Genomic DNA, 18,181 nt, shown 5'->3' with positions numbered 1-18,181 from the left:
ATCAGAGCGGTCGGATGCGGAACTCGCTGAACGTGGCCGCGCCGGCGTGCCCGGTACCGGGCGGCGCGACGGCGAAGAGGCCGAGCAGGGCTCCGACCCAGCGCCAGGGGGTGGCGGCGAAGACGGGGCCGGACGGGCACGGGCCGTCGCCGACGTCGTAGGCGAAACGGCAGCGCGCGCCCGCGCCGATCTCGATGCGCAGCCGTGCCCGCCCGTCGGGGGCGAGCCGTGGACGGGCCGCGTCCCGCTCCCTCTCGGCGACCGGCTCGGCGAACCGGTGGACGAGCCGGACCGCGCCGTCGGCGTCCCGCTGGAGGCCGATCCAGCCGAACGCGTCGCCGAGGACCGTGAGTCCGGCGCGCGCTCCCGGTTCCTCGCTGTGCAGTTCCAGCTCCACCTCGACGACGGACGGGACGCCGGGAAGCCGCTGGGTGAGGACGTTGGGCAGGGTGCGCGGATCCTGCGCGTGCGGTGTCCGGACGCAGGTCAGACGCAGTCCGTCGGCCGAGTGCCGGATGGCCCAGCCGTCCTGGGGGTTGGCCGTCCACGACCACTGGCGGCCCGGGCGCCCGCCGGGGAAGTCGTCGTCGACGGCGGGCGCGGCGGGCGGCTGCGCGGGCAGGGCGGGCCGCCGGTGCGTCAGGACGGGCGCGCCCTCGTCGCCGATCACCGGCCAGCCTCCCGCACCGTCCCAGCGCATCGGCTGGAGGTGGACGACCCGGCCGTACGCACCGCGCTGCTGGAAGTGCAGGAACCAGTCCTCGCCGGACGAGGTGCGCACCCAGCCGCCCTGGTGCGGACCGTTGACCTCGGTGTCCTTCTGCTCCAGGACGATCCGTTCCTCGTACGGGCCGAAGAACTCCCGTGCCCGGAAAGCGCCCTGCCAGCCCGTCTCCACCCCTCCGGCCGGGGCGAGGATCCAGAACCAGCCGTCGTGACGGTAGAGCTTGGGGCCTTCGAGGGTGAACCAGCCGGGGATGCCGTCCCCGTCGACGATCACCTTGCCCTCGTCGAGGAGGGACGTCCCGTCGGGGTGCATACGGTGGCCGGTGAGCCGGTTCTTGACGCCCGCGCGGGACTTCGCCCAGGCGTGCACCAGATAGGCCTCGCCGCTCTCCTCGTCCCACAGGGGGCACGGGTCGATCAGGCCCTTGCCCGCCTCGACCAGGTGCGGACGGGTCCAGGGCCCCCGGATCGCGGGCGCGTTGACCTGGAAAACGCCCTGGTCGGGGTCGCCCCAGAAGATCCAGAAACGGTCGTCGTGATGCCGTAACGAGGGCGCCCACACCCCGCAGTCGTGCCGAGGCGTCCTGAAGTCGCCCGCCGGCTCCAGGCGTTCCAGCGCGTGTCCGACCAGCGTCCAGTTCACCAGGTCGCGCGAGTGCAGCAGCGGCAGTCCGGGGGCCCGGCCGAAGCTGGAGGCGGTGAGGTAGAAGTCGTCGCCGACGCGCACGACGTCCGGGTCGGACCAGTCGGCGTTCAGGACCGGGTTCGTGTACGTGCCGTGCCGCTCCCCCGTCACTGGCTGACCGCCTTCCGGACCAGAGCCGCCGCCTCGTCCCGGTCCGGGCGGCCGTCGGCGACGACGGTGACGATCCGGCGTACGACCGTCTCCCCGGGCGGGACGGGCAGCCGCTCGGCGAACGCCAGCGAGGAGCCGACCCCCGGGTACTCCGCGGTGCGGACGAACCAGGGGTCACGGCGGGTGGCGTCGGTGGCGCCCGCGAAGACGAGCGTCCAGCCCGCGCCGGCCAGCGCGAGCCAGTCGGCACGTGAGCCGTGCACGGCCGCCTCGCCCTCCCTGTCCGCGGTGAAGACGTCGGGGGCCCGGTCCTCCTTGCGGGCCCGCCAGAAGAAGCCGCCGTAGGCCGCGCCGGGACGCCCGTTCGTCGCCGGGCTGCCGATGGACAGCGGGGCGCCCGTGACGTTGGTGAGGGAGAAGGTGAAGTCCAGCGCCCAGGCGGAGGAGGTCAGTTCGGTCGCCGCCACCGTCCGGCGCTCGCGCAGCAGCTCCCCGTCCGACGCCACCCAGCGCAGCTCCTCCACGAAGCCGTCGGGGTCGCGCAGCTGGAAGGACCCGTGCCGCTGCGCGCCGTGGTCGTCCAGTTCGGTCGGGCCCCGGTCGCGGACGTAGGTGCGGCCGCCCCAGAAGTTGTGCCCCTCGACGTCGGGTACGGCGACACCGACGCCGAGGTGGTGAAGGTGGTCGGCGGGGCTGAGCTCGGTGACCGTGGCGCCGGCCAGGGTGGTGACGGGGTGCAGATAGGGGCGCGGGGAGAGCCGGGCGGCCAGCTCGGGCCGCGTGACGTAGCGGCCGACCGGACGGCCGGCGACACGCAGGACGACCGGTGAGTCGGGGGCCTGTGCGGTCATCAGGGGCTCACCTCCTTCGGATGCGCGGTCGTGAACGCCCAGGGGGCGCCCAGTTCGGAGTAGAGGGCGAGGGTGTCGGCGGCGGCCGCGACGAGGCCGTCGACGCCGGGGACGACCCGCCGGTCCTCGTCGGGCAGCAGACGCCAGGCGTCGTCGGGCAGCTGCACCGGGTCGGGCGCGACCCGGATCGCCTCGACGACCCGCATGAACGACTCGGTGACGGCGGGCGGGACCAGCAGTTCCGTCCCGTCGGCGAGGTGCTCGACCAGGTTCTCCAGCAGGTCGGTGCGGCCGTACTCGAACTCCTCGGGGCCGTGGCCGGCCCGCTGGAGCAGGACGCGGTCCTGTTTGTACCAGTAGGTGATCCGGCCGCGGCTGCCGTGGACGACGACGTACGGGTCGTCGGGGTCCTCGGCGCACAGCGTCGCGGCGACGACGATCCGCAGGCCGTCCGCCGTGGTGACGCGGACGCAGGAGGTGTCGTCGGACTCGATGGCGTTGGCGTGCGCCAGCTCGGTCTCGATGCCGGCGACGTCCTCGGCTCGGGTGGCTCCGGCCAGTGCGAGGGCGGTGGCGACGGCGTGCGCGAGGGGGTTGGTGAGCGCCCCGTCGATGACGTCGACACCGTTCAGCCGCCGCCTGCCCGCCCAGGGGGCGCGCCGGTAGTAGGACTCGGCGCGGGCCCAGGCGCCGGCGCCGCCGACCCCCGCGATCTCACCGATCACACCGTCGCGGATCAGGGCGCGGACCGCGGGCACGGCGTGCGAGCCCAGCGACTGGAAGCCGACCTGGCAGACCACGCCGGCCCCGGCGATCCCGTCGGCCATCCGGCGGAACTCCGCGTACGACGGCGCCGGCGGCTTCTCCAGGAGCAGGTGCACGCCCTTGCGGGCCGCGGTCAGCGCGAGGTCGGCGTGGGTCGGGATCGGGGTGCAGATCACGGCGATCCGGGCGCCGGTGGAGTCGAGCAGCGCCCCGAAGTCCGCGGACTGCTCGGGCGCGCCGAGGCCCTCGGGGATCTCGGCCCGGGTCAGCGGGGTCAGCTCGCAGACGCCCGCGAGGCGGACGATGCCCTTGTCCTGGAGCCTGCGGATGTTGTCCAGGTGCCAGCGGCCGTGGCCGCGCGCGCCCGCCAGGACGATCGGTACAGCGGTGCTCATGGAATCCTCCCTGCGCCCGCGCCGCGTGCCGTCGTGCGGTCGGCTGCCGCGGCGCTGTCGATCTTTGCGTGCAGGGTAGGCGTCCGGCCGCCGTCCGACGTGAGGTCGCGCTCGCCGTCCTCGTCGTGGGCGTGGTGGGTCACGAGGGGGCCCGCGGGCCGGCTCCCCACGGACGCGGTGACCTGACGGCTGCTCATCCCTTCACCGCCCCGGCGCTGAACCCGGTGATCAGCCACTTCTGGATGAACGCGAAGACGATCACCACGGGGACGGCGGCGATGATGCCGCCCGCGGCCAGCGCGCCCAGGTCGACGCTGTCCGCGCTCATCAGGGTGTTGAGGCCGACGGGGATCGTCTGCTTGGTCTGGTCGGAGAGGAACATCAGGGCGAACAGGAAGTGGTTCCAGGCGTGCACGAAGGCGAAGGAGCCGACGGCGATCAGCCCGGGCCGCAGCAGGGGCAGGACGACGATACGGAAGGCGGTGAGCCGGTTGCAGCCGTCGACCCAGGCCGCCTCCTCCAGGGAGTAGGGCACGTTCCGGATGAAGCCGCTGATCAGAATGATCGACAGAGGCAGCTGGAAGACCGTCTCGGCGACGATGACGCTGCCCAGCGAGTTGATCATCTTCAGCTCGGCGAAGATCTGGAAGAGCGGGACGAGCAGCAGCGCGCCCGGCACGAACTGGGTGCACAGCAGGGCGAGCATGAAGCCGCGCTTGATCTTGAAGTCGAAGCGCGCGAGGGCGTAACCGCCGGCCAGGGCCACGCCGGTGGTGAGCAGCAGCGTCGCCACGCCGGTGAGCAGGCTGTTCTGGAAGTAGACGGCGAAGTCACGCTCGTTCCAGACCTTCTCGAAGTGGTCGAAGGTCATCGGCCAGGGCACCAGCGAGGTGGAGCCGGCCGGGCGGAGCGCGAAGAGCAGGATCCAGTAGAAGGGGATGAGGGTGAAGACCAGGTAGATCCCCAGCGGGACGTAGATCTGCCAGCGAGGGGCCTCGTCCCAGGCACGCTTGTGCCGGGACGGGCTGCGGTCGGGTGCGGCGGGCTCGTGCACGGGGGCGGGCACGACCTCGGGGGCCTCCTTGGTGATCACTTGTCGCCTCCTCCGAACTTGCTGAGCCGCAGATAGACCATCGAGCAGAAGAGCAGGATCACGAACGCGACCGTGGTCAGGGCGGACGCGTAGCCGAAGTTGTGGGCATCGACGCTGGTGTTGGCGATGTAGAGCGGGAGGGTGGTGGTCTCCCCCGCCGGGCCGCCGCCGGTGAGCGTGTAGAGCAGGTCGACGTTGTTGAACTCCCACACCGCGCGCAGCAGCGTGGACAGGACGATGGCGTCCTTCAGGTGGGGCAGGGTGATGTGCCAGAACTGCTTGATCCGGCTTGCGCCGTCGACCTCGGCGGCCTCGTACAGGTCCTTCGACACGGACTGCAGGTCGGCGAGGATGAGGATCGCGAAGAAGGGGACGCCGCGCCACAGGTCGGCGACGATCGCCGCCGGGAAGACGGTGGAGGTGTCCGACAGCCAGCTGGTGCCGTACTCGCCGACGCCCATGTCCGCCAGGTAACGGGTGATGCCCGTCTGGGAGTTGTAGAGGAGCACCCAGATCGCGGAGGTCAGCACGCCGGAGACGGCCCACGGGGAGAAGACCAGCGCGCGGCCGAGCGAGCGGCCCACGAAGGTCTGGTTGACGATCAGCGCAAGCGCCAGACCGAACAGCAACTGCAGCCCGACCTCGACGGCGACCCACTGGGCGCTGAAGGTCAGTGTGTCCCAGAACTGCGGGTCGTCGGTGAAGGCGTGGGTGAAGTTGTCGAAGCCCGCGAAGCCGTTGCGCCACGGCTTGGTGGGGTTGTAGTTCTGCAGGCTGTAGTAGAAGACGCTGACGACCGGGTAGGCGATGAAGCCCAGCATCAGCAGGGCCGCCGGCGCGATCAGCAGGTACGGCAGCCTGCGGGGCGTGGCGGAGGCACGGCGCCGCCGGGGCGGCGCGGGCCGTTTCGCCACGGCTGCGGCTTGGGCCATCACTGTTCTCCGTTCTCGGTGCGTCGTGCGTGCGTCGTGCGACGCGCAAGGTGCGGGATCGCGACGTTCGGGAAGCGCTTTCTCCCTGTGCAGGCGTGTGCGCTGTCCTGCTGTTGTCGTGTGGTGCGGTGGTCCCGTGGTGCGGTGGTCCGTGATTGCGTCGTGCGGTGGTCCGTCGTGCGGTGGTTCAGCCCGCGTACGGGTCGGCGACCCGGCCCGGACGGGCGAGGAACTCGAAGTCGCAGCCGGTGTCGGCCTGCGTGATCTGCTCGTTGTAGAGCGCTCCGTAACCGCGCTCGTAACGGGTGGGCGGCGGCGTCCAGTCCGCCCTGCGCCGCTCCAGCTCGTCGTCGTCCACATGGAGATGGAGGGTGCGCGCCTCGACGTCGAGGGTGATCGGGTCCCCGGTGCGGACCAGGGCCAGCGGGCCGCCGACGTACGACTCGGGCGCGACGTGCAGCACGCACGCGCCGTAACTGGTGCCGCTCATCCGGGCGTCGGAGATCCGCACCATGTCCCGCACGCCCTGCTTCAGCAGGTGGTCGGGGATGGGCAGCATGCCGTACTCGGGCATGCCGGGCCCGCCCTTGGGTCCCGAGTTGCGCAGCACGAGCACGCTGTCGGCGGTGATGCCGAGGGAGGGGTCGTTGATCGTCCGCTGCATCGTCCGGTAGTCGTCGAAGACGACGGCCGGCCCCGTGTGCTTGAGCAGGTGCTCCTCGGCGGCGACGTGCTTGATGACCGCGCCGTCCGGGCAGAGGTTGCCGCGCAGCACGGCGACTCCGCCCTCGGCCGCCACGGGGTCGTCCCGGAGCCGGATGACGTCGTCGTTGTGCACGCGGGCGCCGGCCAGTTGCTCGCGCAGGGTGTCGTGGGAGACCGTCGGCCGGTCCAGGTGCAGCAGGTCGGTGATGCGGGAGAGGAAGCCGGGCAGGCCGCCGGCGAAGTGGAAGTCCTCCATGAGGTACTTCCGGCCGCCGGGGCGTACGTCGGCCAGCACCGGCACCGTGCGGGCGATGCGGTCGAAGTCGTCGAGGGTGAGCCGGACGCCCGCGCGGCCGGCCATCGCGATGAGATGGATGACGGCGTTGGTGGAGCCGCCGAGGCCGAGCACGGTCGTCACCGCGTCCTCGAAGGCCTCCGCGGTGAGGATGTCGCTCAGCCTGCGGTCGCTGTGGACCAGTTCGACGATGCGCAGGCCGGTCATGGCCGCCATCCGGTCGTGGCCGGAGTCCACGGCCGGGATGCTCGACGCGCCCGGCACCGTGACGCCCAGCGCCTCGGCCGCGGCGGTCAGCGTGGACGCCGTGCCCATCGTCATGCAGTGGCCGGGCGAACGGGCCAGGCCGCTCTCCAGTTCGGTCATCTCGCAGTCACCGATGAGGCCGGCCCGCTTGTCGTCCCAGTACTTCCACATGTCGGTGCCGGAGCCGAGGACCTCGTTGCGCCAGTGCCCGGGAAGCATGGGCCCGGCGGGCACGAAGGCGGTCGGCAGGTCGACCGAGGCCGCCCCCATGAGCAGGGCGGGCGTGGACTTGTCGCAGCCGCCCATCAGCACCGCCCCGTCCACCGGATAGGACCGCAGCAGCTCCTCGGTCTCCATCGCGAGCAGGTTGCGGTAGAGCATCGGGGTCGGCTTCTGGAAGGTCTCCGAGAGGGTGGAGACCGGGAATTCGAGGGGGAAACCGCCCGCCTGCCACACCCCGCGCTTCACGGCCTGCGCGCGGTCGCGCAGGTGCACATGACAGGGGTTGATGTCGGACCAGGTGTTGAGGATCGCGATGACCGGCTTGCCGAGGTGCTCCTCGGGGAGGTAGCCGAGCTGGCGGGTGCGGGCGCGGTGGCTGAACGACCGCAGACCGTCGGTCCCGTACCACTGGTGGCTGCGCAGTTCCTCGGGCGCCTTCATATGGACCACCCCGCGGCGATGGCCGCCACCTCGGCGCGCTCGTCCTCGGGCAGCGGGCTGCTCGGCGGACGGACCTCGCGGCGGCACAGACCCAGGGAGGCGAGGGCCTCCTTGACGACGGTGACGTTGTTGGCGGAGCCGCTCGCGGCCCGCAGTTCCTCGAAGCGCCTGATCTGCTCCCACACCTTCATCGCGGCCGGGTAGTCGCCCGAGCGCAGCGCCTCGATCATGTTCAGCGACACGGCCGGGGCGACGTTCACGAGCCCGGAGGTGAAGCCGGTGGCGCCCGCGGAGAAGTAGGAGGGGGCGTACGGCTCGGCGAGTCCGGCGACCCAGACGAACCGTTCCAGGCCCGCGTCCCGCGCGAAGGCCGCGAACCGGGAGGCGTCCGGCACGGCGTACTTGACGCCGATGACGTTCGGGCAGGAGTCGGCGAGTTCCGCGAGGCGTTCGCCGTGCAGCTGCGCGTTGCGGATGTACGGGACGACTCCCATCTCCGGCACCGCCTCCGCGATCTCCCGGTGGTAGTCGACCCAGCCGCCCTGCGAGACGTAGGGGTGGACGGGCTGATGGACCATCACCATCTGCGCGCCCAGCTCACGGGCGTGCCGGGCGGTGGCCACGGCGGTCGGCACGTCGTGTCCGACGCCGGCCAGGATCACGGCCCGTCCGCCCGCCTCGTCGACGGTCAGCTCGAGGACCAGCCGGCGCTCGTCGGGGGCGAGGGCGTAGAACTCGCCGGTGTTGCCGTTCGGGGTGAGGGTGGTGATGCCGCCGTCGAGGAGCCTGCGCAGCAGGGCCCGGTGGGCGTCCCGGTCGACGGAGCCGTCCTCGGCGAACGGGGTCACCGGGATGGCCACCACGTCGGCCAGGGCCGCACGCTGGGTCTCGAACGCCACGCTGCTCATTCCCGGCCTTCCTGTTCGGGTGACTGGTCCTCGGCGGTCTCGGGGAACGCCCGGAGCACGAAGGACGCGATGTGGGCGTGCAGGGCGCGGGCCGCGCCGTCCGCGTCGCCGGCCAGGGCCAGCCGGAGGATCTCGCGGTGCTCGCCGGCCTCCCGCTCCCAGGAGGGCGAGGCCGCCCAGGCGACGGCGGAGACCAGGGCGGCCTGGTCGCGGACCTCGTCGAGCATCCGGCCGAGCAGCGGGTTCCCGCAGGGCAGGTACAGGGCGCGGTGGAACTCCCGGTTGGCGAGGGACCGTTCGGCGGTGTCGGTCGCCTCGTCCGCCCTGGTCAGCGCGGAGCGTGCGGCGTCCAGGGAGGCGCCCCGGCGCACCGCCCGCTTGAGCGCCTCGGGTTCGAGGAGCAGGCGGACGTCGTACACCTCGCGCGCCATGTCCGCGTCCACCATGCGCACCGTGACGCCCTTGTACTGGCTCATGACGACCAGTCCGGTGCCGGCCAGGGTCTTGAGGGCCTCGCGCACCGGGGTCTTGGAGACCCCGAACTGCGCGGCGAGCTCGGTTTCGACCAGGGCCTGACCGGGCGTCAGGCGCCCGGTGAGGATGCGGCGTTTGATCTCCTCCAGCACGTACTGCGTGCGGGACGGGATCGGCGTGGGCACAGAGGTCATGCGCGCCTCTCGGATGTCGCGTATCTGATCTCGCGTATCGCGTCTCATATATGACGTACGAAGTACGACGCGTTGAAGGTAGAAGCGCCTCTGTGTTTCGTCAATGCTTCTGACAAAGAAGTGCCGGAAGGGGCACGGGTCAGACGGGGATGGTCTCGCCCTCGCGCGCGGTACGGGCCGGCCCGCCGAAGGCGACGGCCGCCCGGTCGGTCGCCGCCTTGCGGGTCAGCGTGGGACCGACATGGGTGATGTACAGCTCGCCCACCCCCGCCTTGCGGGCCGCGTCCCCGGCGTCCTCCGGCGTGAGATGGACCCGCTCGCCCTGTTCGCCTTCGCGATGGCTGTCGACGTCCGCCTCGCACAGGAACAGGTCGGCGCCGGAGGCGAGTTCGGTGAGTGCCGCACACGGGCCGGTGTCCCCGGAGTACGCGAGGACGCTCCCCTGGCACTCGACGCGCAGTCCGTAGGCCTCGGTGTCGTGGGCCATCGCGCGCGAGGTGAGACGCAGGTTCCAGTGCCGAACGGTGTGCCCGTCGAACAGGGCCCGGAAGTCGAGGACGTCGCTGAGGAAGCGCACGTCCGACCGGCCGAGGAAGCCCGCGACCCGCCGGGCGCAGTCGAGCGGCGCGTACACCGGGATCGGGGCCGGCGGGGCCATCCCGCCGTAGGCGAACGCGTAGGCGGCGGCGAGGAGATCGGCGCTGTGGTCGGCGTGCAGATGGGATATCCAGATCGCCGTGAGCCGTTCGGGATCCGTGTGCCGCTGCAACTCGGCGAACGTTCCGGGCCCCGCGTCCACCCACACCTCCGCCCCCGCTCCGCGCAGCAGGTAGCCGGAGCAGGGGCGGCCCGGGGCCGGGTGCGGAGAGGCGGTGCCGAGGACGGTGAGGCTCAGGGGCATGGTCGCGAGCGTACGTTTCGCCCTCGCCCGGCACCCCCCGACTACGTCCGTCTACGGCAACCTGATGCCCGCGTCTACGGCCGGCCCGGCCCTCCCGGATCGCGTCCGCTGAGTCCCAGCGCCCGGTCGAGCAGGGGCGCGTCGTCGGGAACGGGGACGACGGGCCCGAAGACCCCGTTCCCGGTGGCGGGGTCGACCGCGCCGGCCAGGAAGGCGTACGCCGCCGCCAGCGCCGCGGGGTCGGGCGCGTACGCCTGGCCGGTGGCCCGGGCCAGGTCCCAGCCGTGGATCACCAGCTCGTCGGCGGCGACGGCGCCCGCGACCGCGCCGGGCAGGTCCACGCCGCCGGCGCGGGTCATGCCGGTCCAGGCTGCCGGGTCGCGCCAGGCCTCGGCGAGGGCGTCGAGCGCCTTGGCCAGCTCCTCGCGCCAGCCGGGGCCGACGTCGGGCGCGGCGGCGTCCGGCGGGGTGTCGGTGGTGAGGCCGAGGTCCCCCCGGGCGGCGTCGCGGAAGGCCACGGCCAGGCCGGTCAGATGCCCCAGCAGGTTCCGGACGGCGCAGCCGTCGCAGGGCGTCCCGTCGTCGAGCTGGTCGTCGCGGACGGCCTCCGCGAGGCGCGCCACGACGGCGGCCTGGGGGCCGAGGTCGAAGGTGATGGTCGTGTCGGTCATACGGGGTGGACCGGCCGCGCCGCGAGAACTCATCGGCACGGCGCGCGTCTTCCCGGCACGGCGTGGTCCGCGGGCCGCGCGGGGTCACCGGGTAGGGCACCTGCCCGATGCGTCGCCGTGGGCCTTAGGCCCACGATGGGCAGGCATGACGAAGAACTGGTCCGTGGTACGCGTCCTGCGGGACCGGGGCACGGCGATCCTTCTGACGGCGTCGGTGGTCTCCGGCTTCGGGACCTCCGCGCTGTGGCTGGCGGCCGGCGTGTGGGTCAAGGACCTCACCGGCTCGAACGGGGCGGCGGCGCTGACCGTGCTGGCGCTGTGGGCGCCGACCCTGGCCGGCCCGCTGCTGGGCGCCCTCGCCGACCGGGTCCGCCGACGGCCGCTGCTCCTCGCCGTCAACCTGGGCCCGGCGGCCCTGCTGCCGGTGCTCCTCGCCGTCGGCTCCCCCGGCCGGCTGTGGCTGCTGTACACGGTGCTGCTCGTCCACGGGGCCGCCGCCGTCGTGGCCGACGCGGCCGAGTCCGCGCTCGTCGCCGCCGCCGTCCCCGCGGGGCTGCTCGGCGACTTCAACGGGCTGCGCACCACGACGACGGAGGGCATGAAGCTGGTGGCCCCGCCGGCGGGCGCCGGGATCTACGCGGCGTACGGCGGTCCGGCCGTGGCCCTGCTCGACGCGGCCTGTTTCGTGTGCGCGGCCGGGCTCTACGCGTGCGTGCGGGTCCACGAGGGACGTCCGCGGACGGGCGGGCGCGGCCTGCGGGGCGGGACGGCCGAGGGCGTCCGCTTCCTGTGGGGGCACCCGTCGCTGCGCCCCCTGGTGACGGCGGGCGGTACGACGATGCTGTGCGCGGGCCTCAACGGCGCGCTGCTCTACGCCGTGATCGCCGGCCTCGGCCACCCGCCCGCGTACGCCGGCGCGCTCTACGCCGTGCAGGGGGCCGGGTCGGCGGCGGTGGGCCTGCTGTCGGGGCCCGCGCTGCGACGGTTCGGGGAACGCCGGTTCGCCGCGTGCGGGATCGCCCTGACGGCCGTCGCGGTCGCGGTGCGGGCGGTGCCCTCGGACGTGGCGGCCCTGGTGTGCGCGGCGGCGATCGGGGCGGGGCTGCCGTGTGTGCTGATCGCCGCGATGACGGCCGTCCAGCGCGAGACCCCCGACGCGCTGATGGGCCGGGTCGCCGCCACGGCCGGCACCCTGATGTACGCGCCGAACGCGATCGGCCTCGCGGTGGGGGCCGCCCTGGTGGAACTCCTGCCGTACCGGCCGCTGCTGGTCGCGCTCGGGCTGGTGCGGCTGGCGACCGTGGTGCCGCTGTTCCGCGGCGGCGCTCAGCGGGCGGCCAGCGCCTCCCGCACGGACGCCAGGTCCCCGTCCGACGCCAGTCCCGCGTGATACAGCCGGATCTCCGTGGCTCCGGACTCCTTCGCCCGCGCCGCGTCGGCCGCGAGCGTCCCCGGGCTGCCGCCCATGCCGGAGACGACGCCGAGGTTGGCGGCGAGGACCGTGCCCGCGCGGCGGTGCTCCGCGAACGGCGTCAGCAGCCCGGGCCCGCCCGCGCAGGGCACCACCACGCCGTCCGCCACGGACAGGATGTGCGCCGGGTCGACGCCCGGGTTGGCGCCGACGTGATGGGTCACGGGGTCGGCGTGCAGCAGCACCTGGAAGCCGTCGGTCGCGGCGCCCCGCACCGCGCGCACCGCGCTCTCCTGGAGGGTGCGGGCCCTGTCGTCGCGCCACGCGCGCGTGGCCGCCGCCGTCTCCTCGCCGAGCAGCTTCTCGACGCCCGCCCAGCCCTGCGCGTCGTCCGCCTCTCCGCGCCACAGCGGCTCCAGCGCGTCCCGGACGGAGCCGGCGAGCGCGTCGGCGTCCAGGCCCCGCTCTCCGTAGCCGGCCCGGCAGGCGGGGCAGAAGCAGAGCGCCATCAGGTACTGGCCGGCGTCCCCGAGTCCGACGCCGCCGGTCTTGTCGTGGGCGTGCAGATGCTGGAGGCCGTACCAGCCGAGGGACTCCAGTTCGACGCCGTTCGCGCCGGGGCGCACGGCAGCCTCGGCGGCGAGGTCGACGAGGTACGCGCGCGTGTCGGGCTGGGCGATGCAGGGAGCCCAGGGATAGCGGTCTCCGTACGCGTTGACGACCGAGGTGTGCGGATGCTCGGCGCCCAGCCGGGAGTTGTGCGCCAGCACCACCCAGGCGTGGACGTCGAGGCCGGCGCCCGCGAGTGCCCGGGCGGCCTCCCCGAAGGCGTCGCCGGGCGCCCAGTCGCCGGCCGGGTACGGGCGCAGGGCGCGGCCCGCCCAGCGGTCGCCGGCCGGGTACAGCACGGCCGCGTGTTCGGCGGTGACGACCCGGTGCCGCGGATGGCGCGGGGTGAGGGCGCGGGTGGAGTGGTAGGCGGCGGCCAGGGTCACCTGTTCCACGCCCAGCCCGGCGATCCGGTCCGGCGCCGCGGGATCGCCGATGACGTCCCAGGGATAGACGAATGTCGACGCCTTCACTCGGTTTCCTCCTCCAGCAGCGCGTAGCCGCGCTCGATCACCCGGGCGAGCTCTTTGACATGGTCCTCGTCCGGCTCGTGCAGCGGCGGACGGACCTCCCCGACCTCGAGGCCGCGCAGCCGCACTCCTGCCTTGACCAGGGAGACGGCGTACCCGCGGCCCTGCGCGCGCAGTTCGACGAAGGGCCGGTAGAACCCGTCGAGAAGGCGGTGGACCGTGGTGTCGTCGCCGTCGGCGAGCGCCCGGTGGAAGGCCAGAGCGATCTCGGGCGCGAAGCAGAACACGGCCGAGGAGTAGAGGTCCACGCCCAGGGAGCGGTAGGCGAGCTGGGTCTGTTCGGCGGTCGGCAGGCCGTTGAAGTAGAGGAAGTCGCCGGGGGCCTCGGTGCGCACGGCGCTGATGATCCGCTGCATGAGGTCGAGGTCGCCCAGGCCGTCCTTGAGGCCGACGATTCCCTCGGTGCGGGCGAGTTCGACGACGGTCGGCGGGGTGAAGACGGCGTTGTCGCGCTGGTAGACGATCACCGGGAGGTCGGTCGCCGCCGCCACCTCGCGATAGTGGCGCAGCAGGCCTTCCTGGGCGGCGACGACGAGGTAGGGCGGCAGTGCCAGCAGACCGTCAGCGCCGGCCGCCCGCGCCCGGCGGGCGTAGCGCACGGCGAGCGCGGTCCCGTAGCCGGCGCCCGCGACGACCGGCACCCGGCCGGCGGTCTCGTCCACGGCCGCGCGCACCGCGGCCTCGAACTCCTCCGGCGTCAGCGCGTGGAACTCCCCGGTGCCGCAGCACGCGAAGACGGCCGCGGCGCCGGCCTCGACGCCCCGGCGGACGTGCGCGCGGTAGACGTCGAGGTCGAGCGAGCCGTCGGGGCCGTACGCGGTGACGGGGAAGAACAGCGGTCCGCCGGCGACGCGGAGGCGGGCGGCGAGCGGGGCTGGCGTCACGGCACTCCCTGGGACGACGCGTGCGTTCTTCTGACCGATGTCCACATCCCTGAACGCACTCAGCGTATGAAGGCCTTTCCCGCCGGGTCAAGCCCGGCGCTCGCGCGCGAGGGGCGGAACGGCCTGGTCGGCGGCACACTTGACGCAGGGCACGAGAGATCCTTAGCGTGTCCACGCATGTGAATACCGTCCACACATGCGGCCGTAGACGCCAAGGAGACCCGAGGATGCCCGCTCCCCGCACCGTCCTGCTCACCGGCGCCGCCGGCGGCCTCGGCACCCTGATGCGGGACCTGCTGCCCGCCTACGGCTACCGTCTGCGCCTGCTCGACCTGCGCCCGGTCGACGGCGAGCCCGGCTCGATCGTCGCCGACCTGGCCGACAGGGAGGCGGTCCGCGAGGCCGTACGAGGCGTCGACGCGATCATCCACCTCGCGGGCATCTCCCTGGAAGCCCCCTTCGAGAAGATCCTCAAGGCGAACATCGAGGGCACGTACCACCTGTACGAGGCCGCACGCGAGGAAGGCGTGCAGCGGATCGTCTTCGCCTCCTCCAACCACGCGGTCGGCTTCACCCCGCGCCCCCGGGGCGACGACCCCCTGATCCCCGTCGACACCCCGCACCGTCCGGACACCTTCTACGGCCTGTCCAAGTCCTTCGGCGAGGACCTCGCCCAGCTGTACTGGGACAAGCACGGCCTGGAGAGCGTGTCGGTGCGCATCGGCTCCTGCTTCGCCGAACCGACGAGCGTGCGGATGCTGTCGGTGTGGATGAGCCCGGCCGACGGCGCCCGCCTCTTCCACGCGGCCCTGACCGCCGAGAACGTCGGCCACACCGTCGTCCACGGTTCCTCGGCCAACACCCGGCTGTGGTGGGACCTGGGCACCGCCCGGGCGCTCGGCTACGAACCGCAGGACGACTCCGAGCCGTACGCCGAGAAGCTGATCGCCGAACAGGGCGAGCTGGACCCGGAGAACATCGCCCACGCCCACCTCGGCGGCCACTTCGTCAGCGACCCCCCGATCTGGCCCCACTGACGGCGAGGCCGCGAGGCCGCGAGCGGACGTTCCGGCGGCGCCGCGGGGCGGCTGCGGGAGGAGTGCTCAGGTAAGGGAACGGCAAAGTGGGCTCGGTCGTTCACCGGGTATGACAGCTATGACCCCCGGCTCGAACATCCCTCTCCCCACCGCGCGCGTGACGGTGGACGTCGCCGCCCCGGTGCGGCTCGACGTTTCGGGCCTGCTGCTCACCGCCGACGGCAAGGTGCGCTCCGACGACGACTTCATCTTCTACAACCAGCCCGCCGGCCCGGGGGTGACCTACCGTTCGGGCGGCGGCACGTCCCCCGACGCCATCGTGGTCGACACCGCCGCCGTCCCGCCGGGCATCGAGAAGATCGTGGTCACCGCGAGCCCGGACGCCGCGGGGCAGACGTTCCAGGGCGTCGAACCGACGGCCACGATCCGCGGCGCGGACGACGGCGGCGTCCTGGCCACCTTCACTCCCCCGCGGCTCGGCACGGAGACGGCACTGGTGGTCGTCGAGATCTACCTGCGCAACGGCGCCTGGAAGGCCCGCGCGGTCGGTCAGGGATACGCCGACGGCCTGGCCGGGATCGCGACCGACTTCGGCGTGACGGTGGAGGAACCCGCGGCCCCGGCCGCCGCGCAGGCACCGCCCGCGCCCGCCATGACGCCCGCCGCCCCCACGGCTCCGGCCGCCCCGCCGATGCCCCAGGCCCCGCCCCCGCCCGCGCCCGGCACCGGGAAGATCAACCTGGACAAGGGGCGCGTCAGCCTCCAGAAGAACCAGACCGTGTCCCTCGTGAAGGGCGGCCGCCCGCTGCTCTCGCAGGTCAAGATGGGTCTCGGCTGGGAGCCCGCGTTCCGCGGCAGGGACATCGACCTGGACGCCTCGGTCATCGCCTACGGCCCGCAGCGCAACCACATCGACAGCTGCTACTTCGGCAAACTGTCCATCGTCAACGGCGCGATCAAGCACTCCGGCGACAACCTCACCGGAGAGGGCGGCGGTGACGACGAGGTGATCGTCGTCGACCTCGGCCGGCTGCCGCAGGAGGTCAGCGGGCTGGTGTTCACGGTGAACTCGTTCTCCGGGCAGAAGTTCACCGAGGTCGCCAAGGCCTACTGCCGCCTGCTGGACGCCTCGAGCGGCGAGGAACTCGTCCGCTTCGACCTCACCGGCGCCGAGGCGCAGACCGGCGTGCTGATGGCCAAGCTCATCCGGCAGTACTCCGGCGAGTGGGAGATGACGGCGATCGGCACCTTCGTGAAGGCGCGGACCGTGCGCAACATGGTCAAGCCGGGCGCCGAGTCCCTCTGATCCGGGGTTCGTCGAGCAGCGGTCCGGCAGGGGGCTCCCGCCACCACGGGGGCGCCCCGCCGCCGTCACCGCGCGGGCCGCAGCCCCTCCGTCAGCAGCGACACATACCGGCGGACCGCGCTCCCGTCCCCGTTCGCCAGCTCCGACGCCGTGGCCATCCCGTGGGCGAGCCGCAGCACGTCGATCGGGGCGACGTCCACCCGCAGGGTCCCCTCCCGCTGGGCCGCCTCCACCAGCCGGGCCGCCGCCTCCTTCATGGGCGCGCCGCACGCGGTGACCGCCGCCGCGCCGCCGTCCGTCACGGCGGAGCCCAGCAGCGACTTCATACCGCGCACCTCGAGCGTCCCGACGCACAGTTCGTTGAGCCACTCCACCAGCGCCTCGCCCGCGGGGAGCCGCGCGGCCAGCTCGTCGGCGCGGGCCACGAGCGCCTCGAGACGGTCGAGGTAGGCGGCCTCCAGAAGCGCGTGCCGGGTGGGGAAATGCCGGTACAGCGTGCCGGACCCGACGCCCGCCCGTCTGGCGATGTCGTCGAGGGAGGCGCCCTCACCATGCTCGGCGAAGGCCTCCGCGGCCACCTTCAGCAGGCGCTCGTAGTTGCGGCGGGCGTCCGCACGCATGGGCCTGACCTGCGGCATCCACATACTCCTCGCGCACCGGGGACTCCCTTGGCACCCTAACGGGCCGCGTCGGCGCGGGACACCGGCCGTGAGCGCTCAGAACAGGGCGCTGTAGGCGTTCAGCGCGGGCTGCCCGCCGAGATGCGCGTACAGCACGGTCGCGTCGGGGCCGATCTCGCCGCGGGCCACCAGGTCGACGAGCCCGGCCATCGACTTCCCCTCGTACACGGGGTCGGTGACCATGCCCTCCGTCCGGGCGGCGAGCCGCATCGCGGCCAGCGTCGTCTCGTCCGGGACGCCGTACACGCCGGCGTGGTAGCGCTCGTCGAGTTCGACGTCCCGGACGGTCAGCTCGCGACGGACGCCGATCAGCCGGCCGGTGCGGTGCGCGATGCGGGCGATCTGCTCCCGGGTCCTGGCGGGCTCGGCCGAGGCGTCGATCCCGAGAACGCGCCGCGGCCGGCCGCCCGCCTCCTCCAGCTCGGCGAACCCGGCGACCATGCCCGCCTGGGTGGACCCGGTCACCGAGCACACGATCACGGTGTCGAAGAAGACGCCCAGCTCCCGTTCCTGCTCGGCCACCTCGTGAGCCCAGTTCGCGAAGCCCAGTCCGCCGAGCGGATGGTCCGAGGCGCCGGCCGGGACGGCGTACGGCCTGCCCCCCGACTCCTCGACCTCCCGGAGCGCCTGCTCCCAGCTCTCCTTGAAGCCGATCCCGAACCCGGCCCGCACCAGCCGGACGTCGGCGCCGGCCAGCCGGCTGATCAGGATGTTGCCGACCTTGTCGTAGACGGAGTCCGGCCATTCGACCCAGCTCTCCTGCACCAGCACGCACTTCATCCCGGCCCGGGCGGCACAGGCCGCGACCTGGCGGGTGTGGTTGGACTGCACGCCGCCGATCGAGACCAGCGTGTCGCATCCCTGCGCGAGGGCGTCGGCGACCAGGTACTCCAGCTTGCGGGTCTTGTTGCCGCCGTACGCGATCCCGGAATTGCAGTCCTCGCGCTTGGCCCACAGGGCGGCTCCGCCGAGGTGCGCGGTGAGGCGTTCCATCGGGTGGACGGGCGAGGGGCCGAAGAGGAGGGGGTAGCGCTCGTACGAGGAGAGGGACACGGGGCCTCCGTCAGCAGGGGGTCGGTCGGCGCCATCGGTCTGCGCGACCGGTGTGA

The 18,181-nt window shown here is 73.1% G+C and carries 18 protein-coding genes; 3 read left to right on the top strand and 15 right to left on the bottom strand.

Features of this window, described 5'->3' with window-relative positions; genetic code table 11:
• Position 1 precedes the first annotated feature (1 nt).
• The 11 genes from C6376_RS19790 to C6376_RS19740 form a co-directional block, all read right to left on the bottom strand.
• Positions 2-1,522, bottom strand: coding sequence for a glycoside hydrolase 43 family protein (locus tag C6376_RS19790; protein WP_107444649.1), 1,521 nt, complete (start codon positions 1,520-1,522; stop codon positions 2-4).
• Entirely contained in the window at positions 1,519-2,373 is an 855-nt protein-coding gene (locus tag C6376_RS19785) for a PmoA family protein (RefSeq protein WP_107444648.1), read from the bottom strand. Before C6376_RS19785 ends, C6376_RS19790 begins: the two co-directional genes overlap by 4 nt.
• Positions 2,373-3,533 carry a Gfo/Idh/MocA family protein gene (locus C6376_RS19780; protein WP_107444647.1) on the bottom strand — a complete coding sequence of 387 codons (1,161 nt, stop codon included), beginning with the start codon at positions 3,531-3,533 and terminating at the stop codon, positions 2,373-2,375. Before C6376_RS19780 ends, C6376_RS19785 begins: the two co-directional genes overlap by 1 nt.
• Positions 3,530-3,730, bottom strand: a complete 201-nt coding sequence (locus tag C6376_RS19775; RefSeq protein WP_107444646.1) for a hypothetical protein — start codon at positions 3,728-3,730, stop codon at positions 3,530-3,532. The genes C6376_RS19780 and C6376_RS19775 overlap by 4 nt, the downstream gene beginning before the upstream one ends.
• Positions 3,727-4,626 (bottom strand): carbohydrate ABC transporter permease, encoded by a 900-nt coding sequence (locus tag C6376_RS19770; RefSeq protein WP_107444645.1) that lies wholly within the window; start codon positions 4,624-4,626, stop codon positions 3,727-3,729. The genes C6376_RS19775 and C6376_RS19770 overlap by 4 nt, the downstream gene beginning before the upstream one ends.
• Positions 4,623-5,558: a carbohydrate ABC transporter permease gene (locus C6376_RS19765; protein WP_107444644.1), complete on the bottom strand. Its 936-nt coding sequence runs from the start codon at positions 5,556-5,558 to the stop codon at positions 4,623-4,625. Before C6376_RS19765 ends, C6376_RS19770 begins: the two co-directional genes overlap by 4 nt.
• A 187-nt stretch (positions 5,559-5,745) precedes the next feature.
• Positions 5,746-7,467, bottom strand: a complete 1,722-nt coding sequence (gene araD / locus C6376_RS19760; RefSeq protein WP_173985684.1) for an L-arabinonate dehydratase — start codon at positions 7,465-7,467, stop codon at positions 5,746-5,748.
• On the bottom strand, positions 7,464-8,375 hold the full coding sequence (locus C6376_RS19755) for a dihydrodipicolinate synthase family protein (protein ID WP_107444642.1): 912 nt from the start codon (positions 8,373-8,375) through the stop codon (positions 7,464-7,466). The genes araD and C6376_RS19755 overlap by 4 nt, the downstream gene beginning before the upstream one ends.
• Complete coding sequence (locus C6376_RS19750) at positions 8,372-9,043, bottom strand: GntR family transcriptional regulator (protein WP_107444641.1); 672 nt, start codon at positions 9,041-9,043, stop codon at positions 8,372-8,374. The genes C6376_RS19755 and C6376_RS19750 overlap by 4 nt, the downstream gene beginning before the upstream one ends.
• A 139-nt stretch (positions 9,044-9,182) precedes the next feature.
• Positions 9,183-9,944 carry an MBL fold metallo-hydrolase gene (locus tag C6376_RS19745; protein ID WP_107444640.1) on the bottom strand — a complete coding sequence of 254 codons (762 nt, stop codon included), beginning with the start codon at positions 9,942-9,944 and terminating at the stop codon, positions 9,183-9,185.
• 74 nt (positions 9,945-10,018) lie between these two features.
• Positions 10,019-10,615, bottom strand: coding sequence for a TIGR03086 family metal-binding protein (locus C6376_RS19740; protein ID WP_107444639.1), 597 nt, complete (start codon positions 10,613-10,615; stop codon positions 10,019-10,021).
• A 145-nt stretch (positions 10,616-10,760) separates the two neighbouring features.
• Here C6376_RS19740 and C6376_RS19735 point away from each other — a divergent pair, with 145 nt between their 5' ends.
• Positions 10,761-12,005, top strand: a complete 1,245-nt coding sequence (locus C6376_RS19735) for an MFS transporter (RefSeq protein WP_107444638.1) — start codon at positions 10,761-10,763, stop codon at positions 12,003-12,005.
• Here the strand turns inward: C6376_RS19735 and C6376_RS19730 are convergent.
• Entirely contained in the window at positions 11,942-13,108 is a 1,167-nt protein-coding gene (locus C6376_RS19730; protein WP_107444637.1) for a hypothetical protein, read from the bottom strand. The two genes, C6376_RS19735 and C6376_RS19730, sit on opposite strands and share 64 nt — an antisense overlap.
• The gene (locus tag C6376_RS19725) at positions 13,105-14,049 is read right to left on the bottom strand and encodes a 5-dehydro-4-deoxyglucarate dehydratase (RefSeq protein ID WP_107444636.1); all 945 of its coding nucleotides are present in this window, start codon (positions 14,047-14,049) and stop codon (positions 13,105-13,107) included. Before C6376_RS19725 ends, C6376_RS19730 begins: the two co-directional genes overlap by 4 nt.
• 227 nt (positions 14,050-14,276) lie before the next feature.
• On the opposite strand from C6376_RS19725, the gene C6376_RS19720 reads away from it, so the two are divergent.
• Both C6376_RS19720 and C6376_RS19715 read left to right on the top strand, forming a co-directional pair.
• Positions 14,277-15,086: an NAD(P)-dependent oxidoreductase gene (locus tag C6376_RS19720; protein ID WP_107444635.1), complete on the top strand. Its 810-nt coding sequence runs from the start codon at positions 14,277-14,279 to the stop codon at positions 15,084-15,086.
• A gap of 118 nt (positions 15,087-15,204) precedes the next feature.
• Complete coding sequence (locus C6376_RS19715; protein WP_107444634.1) at positions 15,205-16,392, top strand: TerD family protein; 1,188 nt, start codon at positions 15,205-15,207, stop codon at positions 16,390-16,392.
• Between the two features lie 65 nt (positions 16,393-16,457).
• Here C6376_RS19715 and C6376_RS19710 read toward each other — a convergent pair whose 3' ends face one another.
• Together C6376_RS19710 and C6376_RS19705 are read right to left on the bottom strand one after the other, a co-directional pair.
• On the bottom strand, positions 16,458-17,030 hold the full coding sequence (locus C6376_RS19710; RefSeq protein ID WP_107444633.1) for a TetR/AcrR family transcriptional regulator: 573 nt from the start codon (positions 17,028-17,030) through the stop codon (positions 16,458-16,460).
• Between the two features lie 78 nt (positions 17,031-17,108).
• Positions 17,109-18,125 (bottom strand): 1-aminocyclopropane-1-carboxylate deaminase, encoded by a 1,017-nt coding sequence (locus C6376_RS19705; protein ID WP_107449070.1) that lies wholly within the window; start codon positions 18,123-18,125, stop codon positions 17,109-17,111.
• Positions 18,126-18,181: the final 56 nt, after the last annotated feature.

The sequence above is a fragment of the Streptomyces sp. P3 genome (assembly GCF_003032475.1).
Classification (GTDB): Bacteria; Actinomycetota; Actinomycetes; order Streptomycetales; family Streptomycetaceae; genus Streptomyces.
The sequence above is the reverse complement of the archived record's forward strand: the minus strand, read 5'-3'. Positions and strand labels throughout refer to the sequence as shown.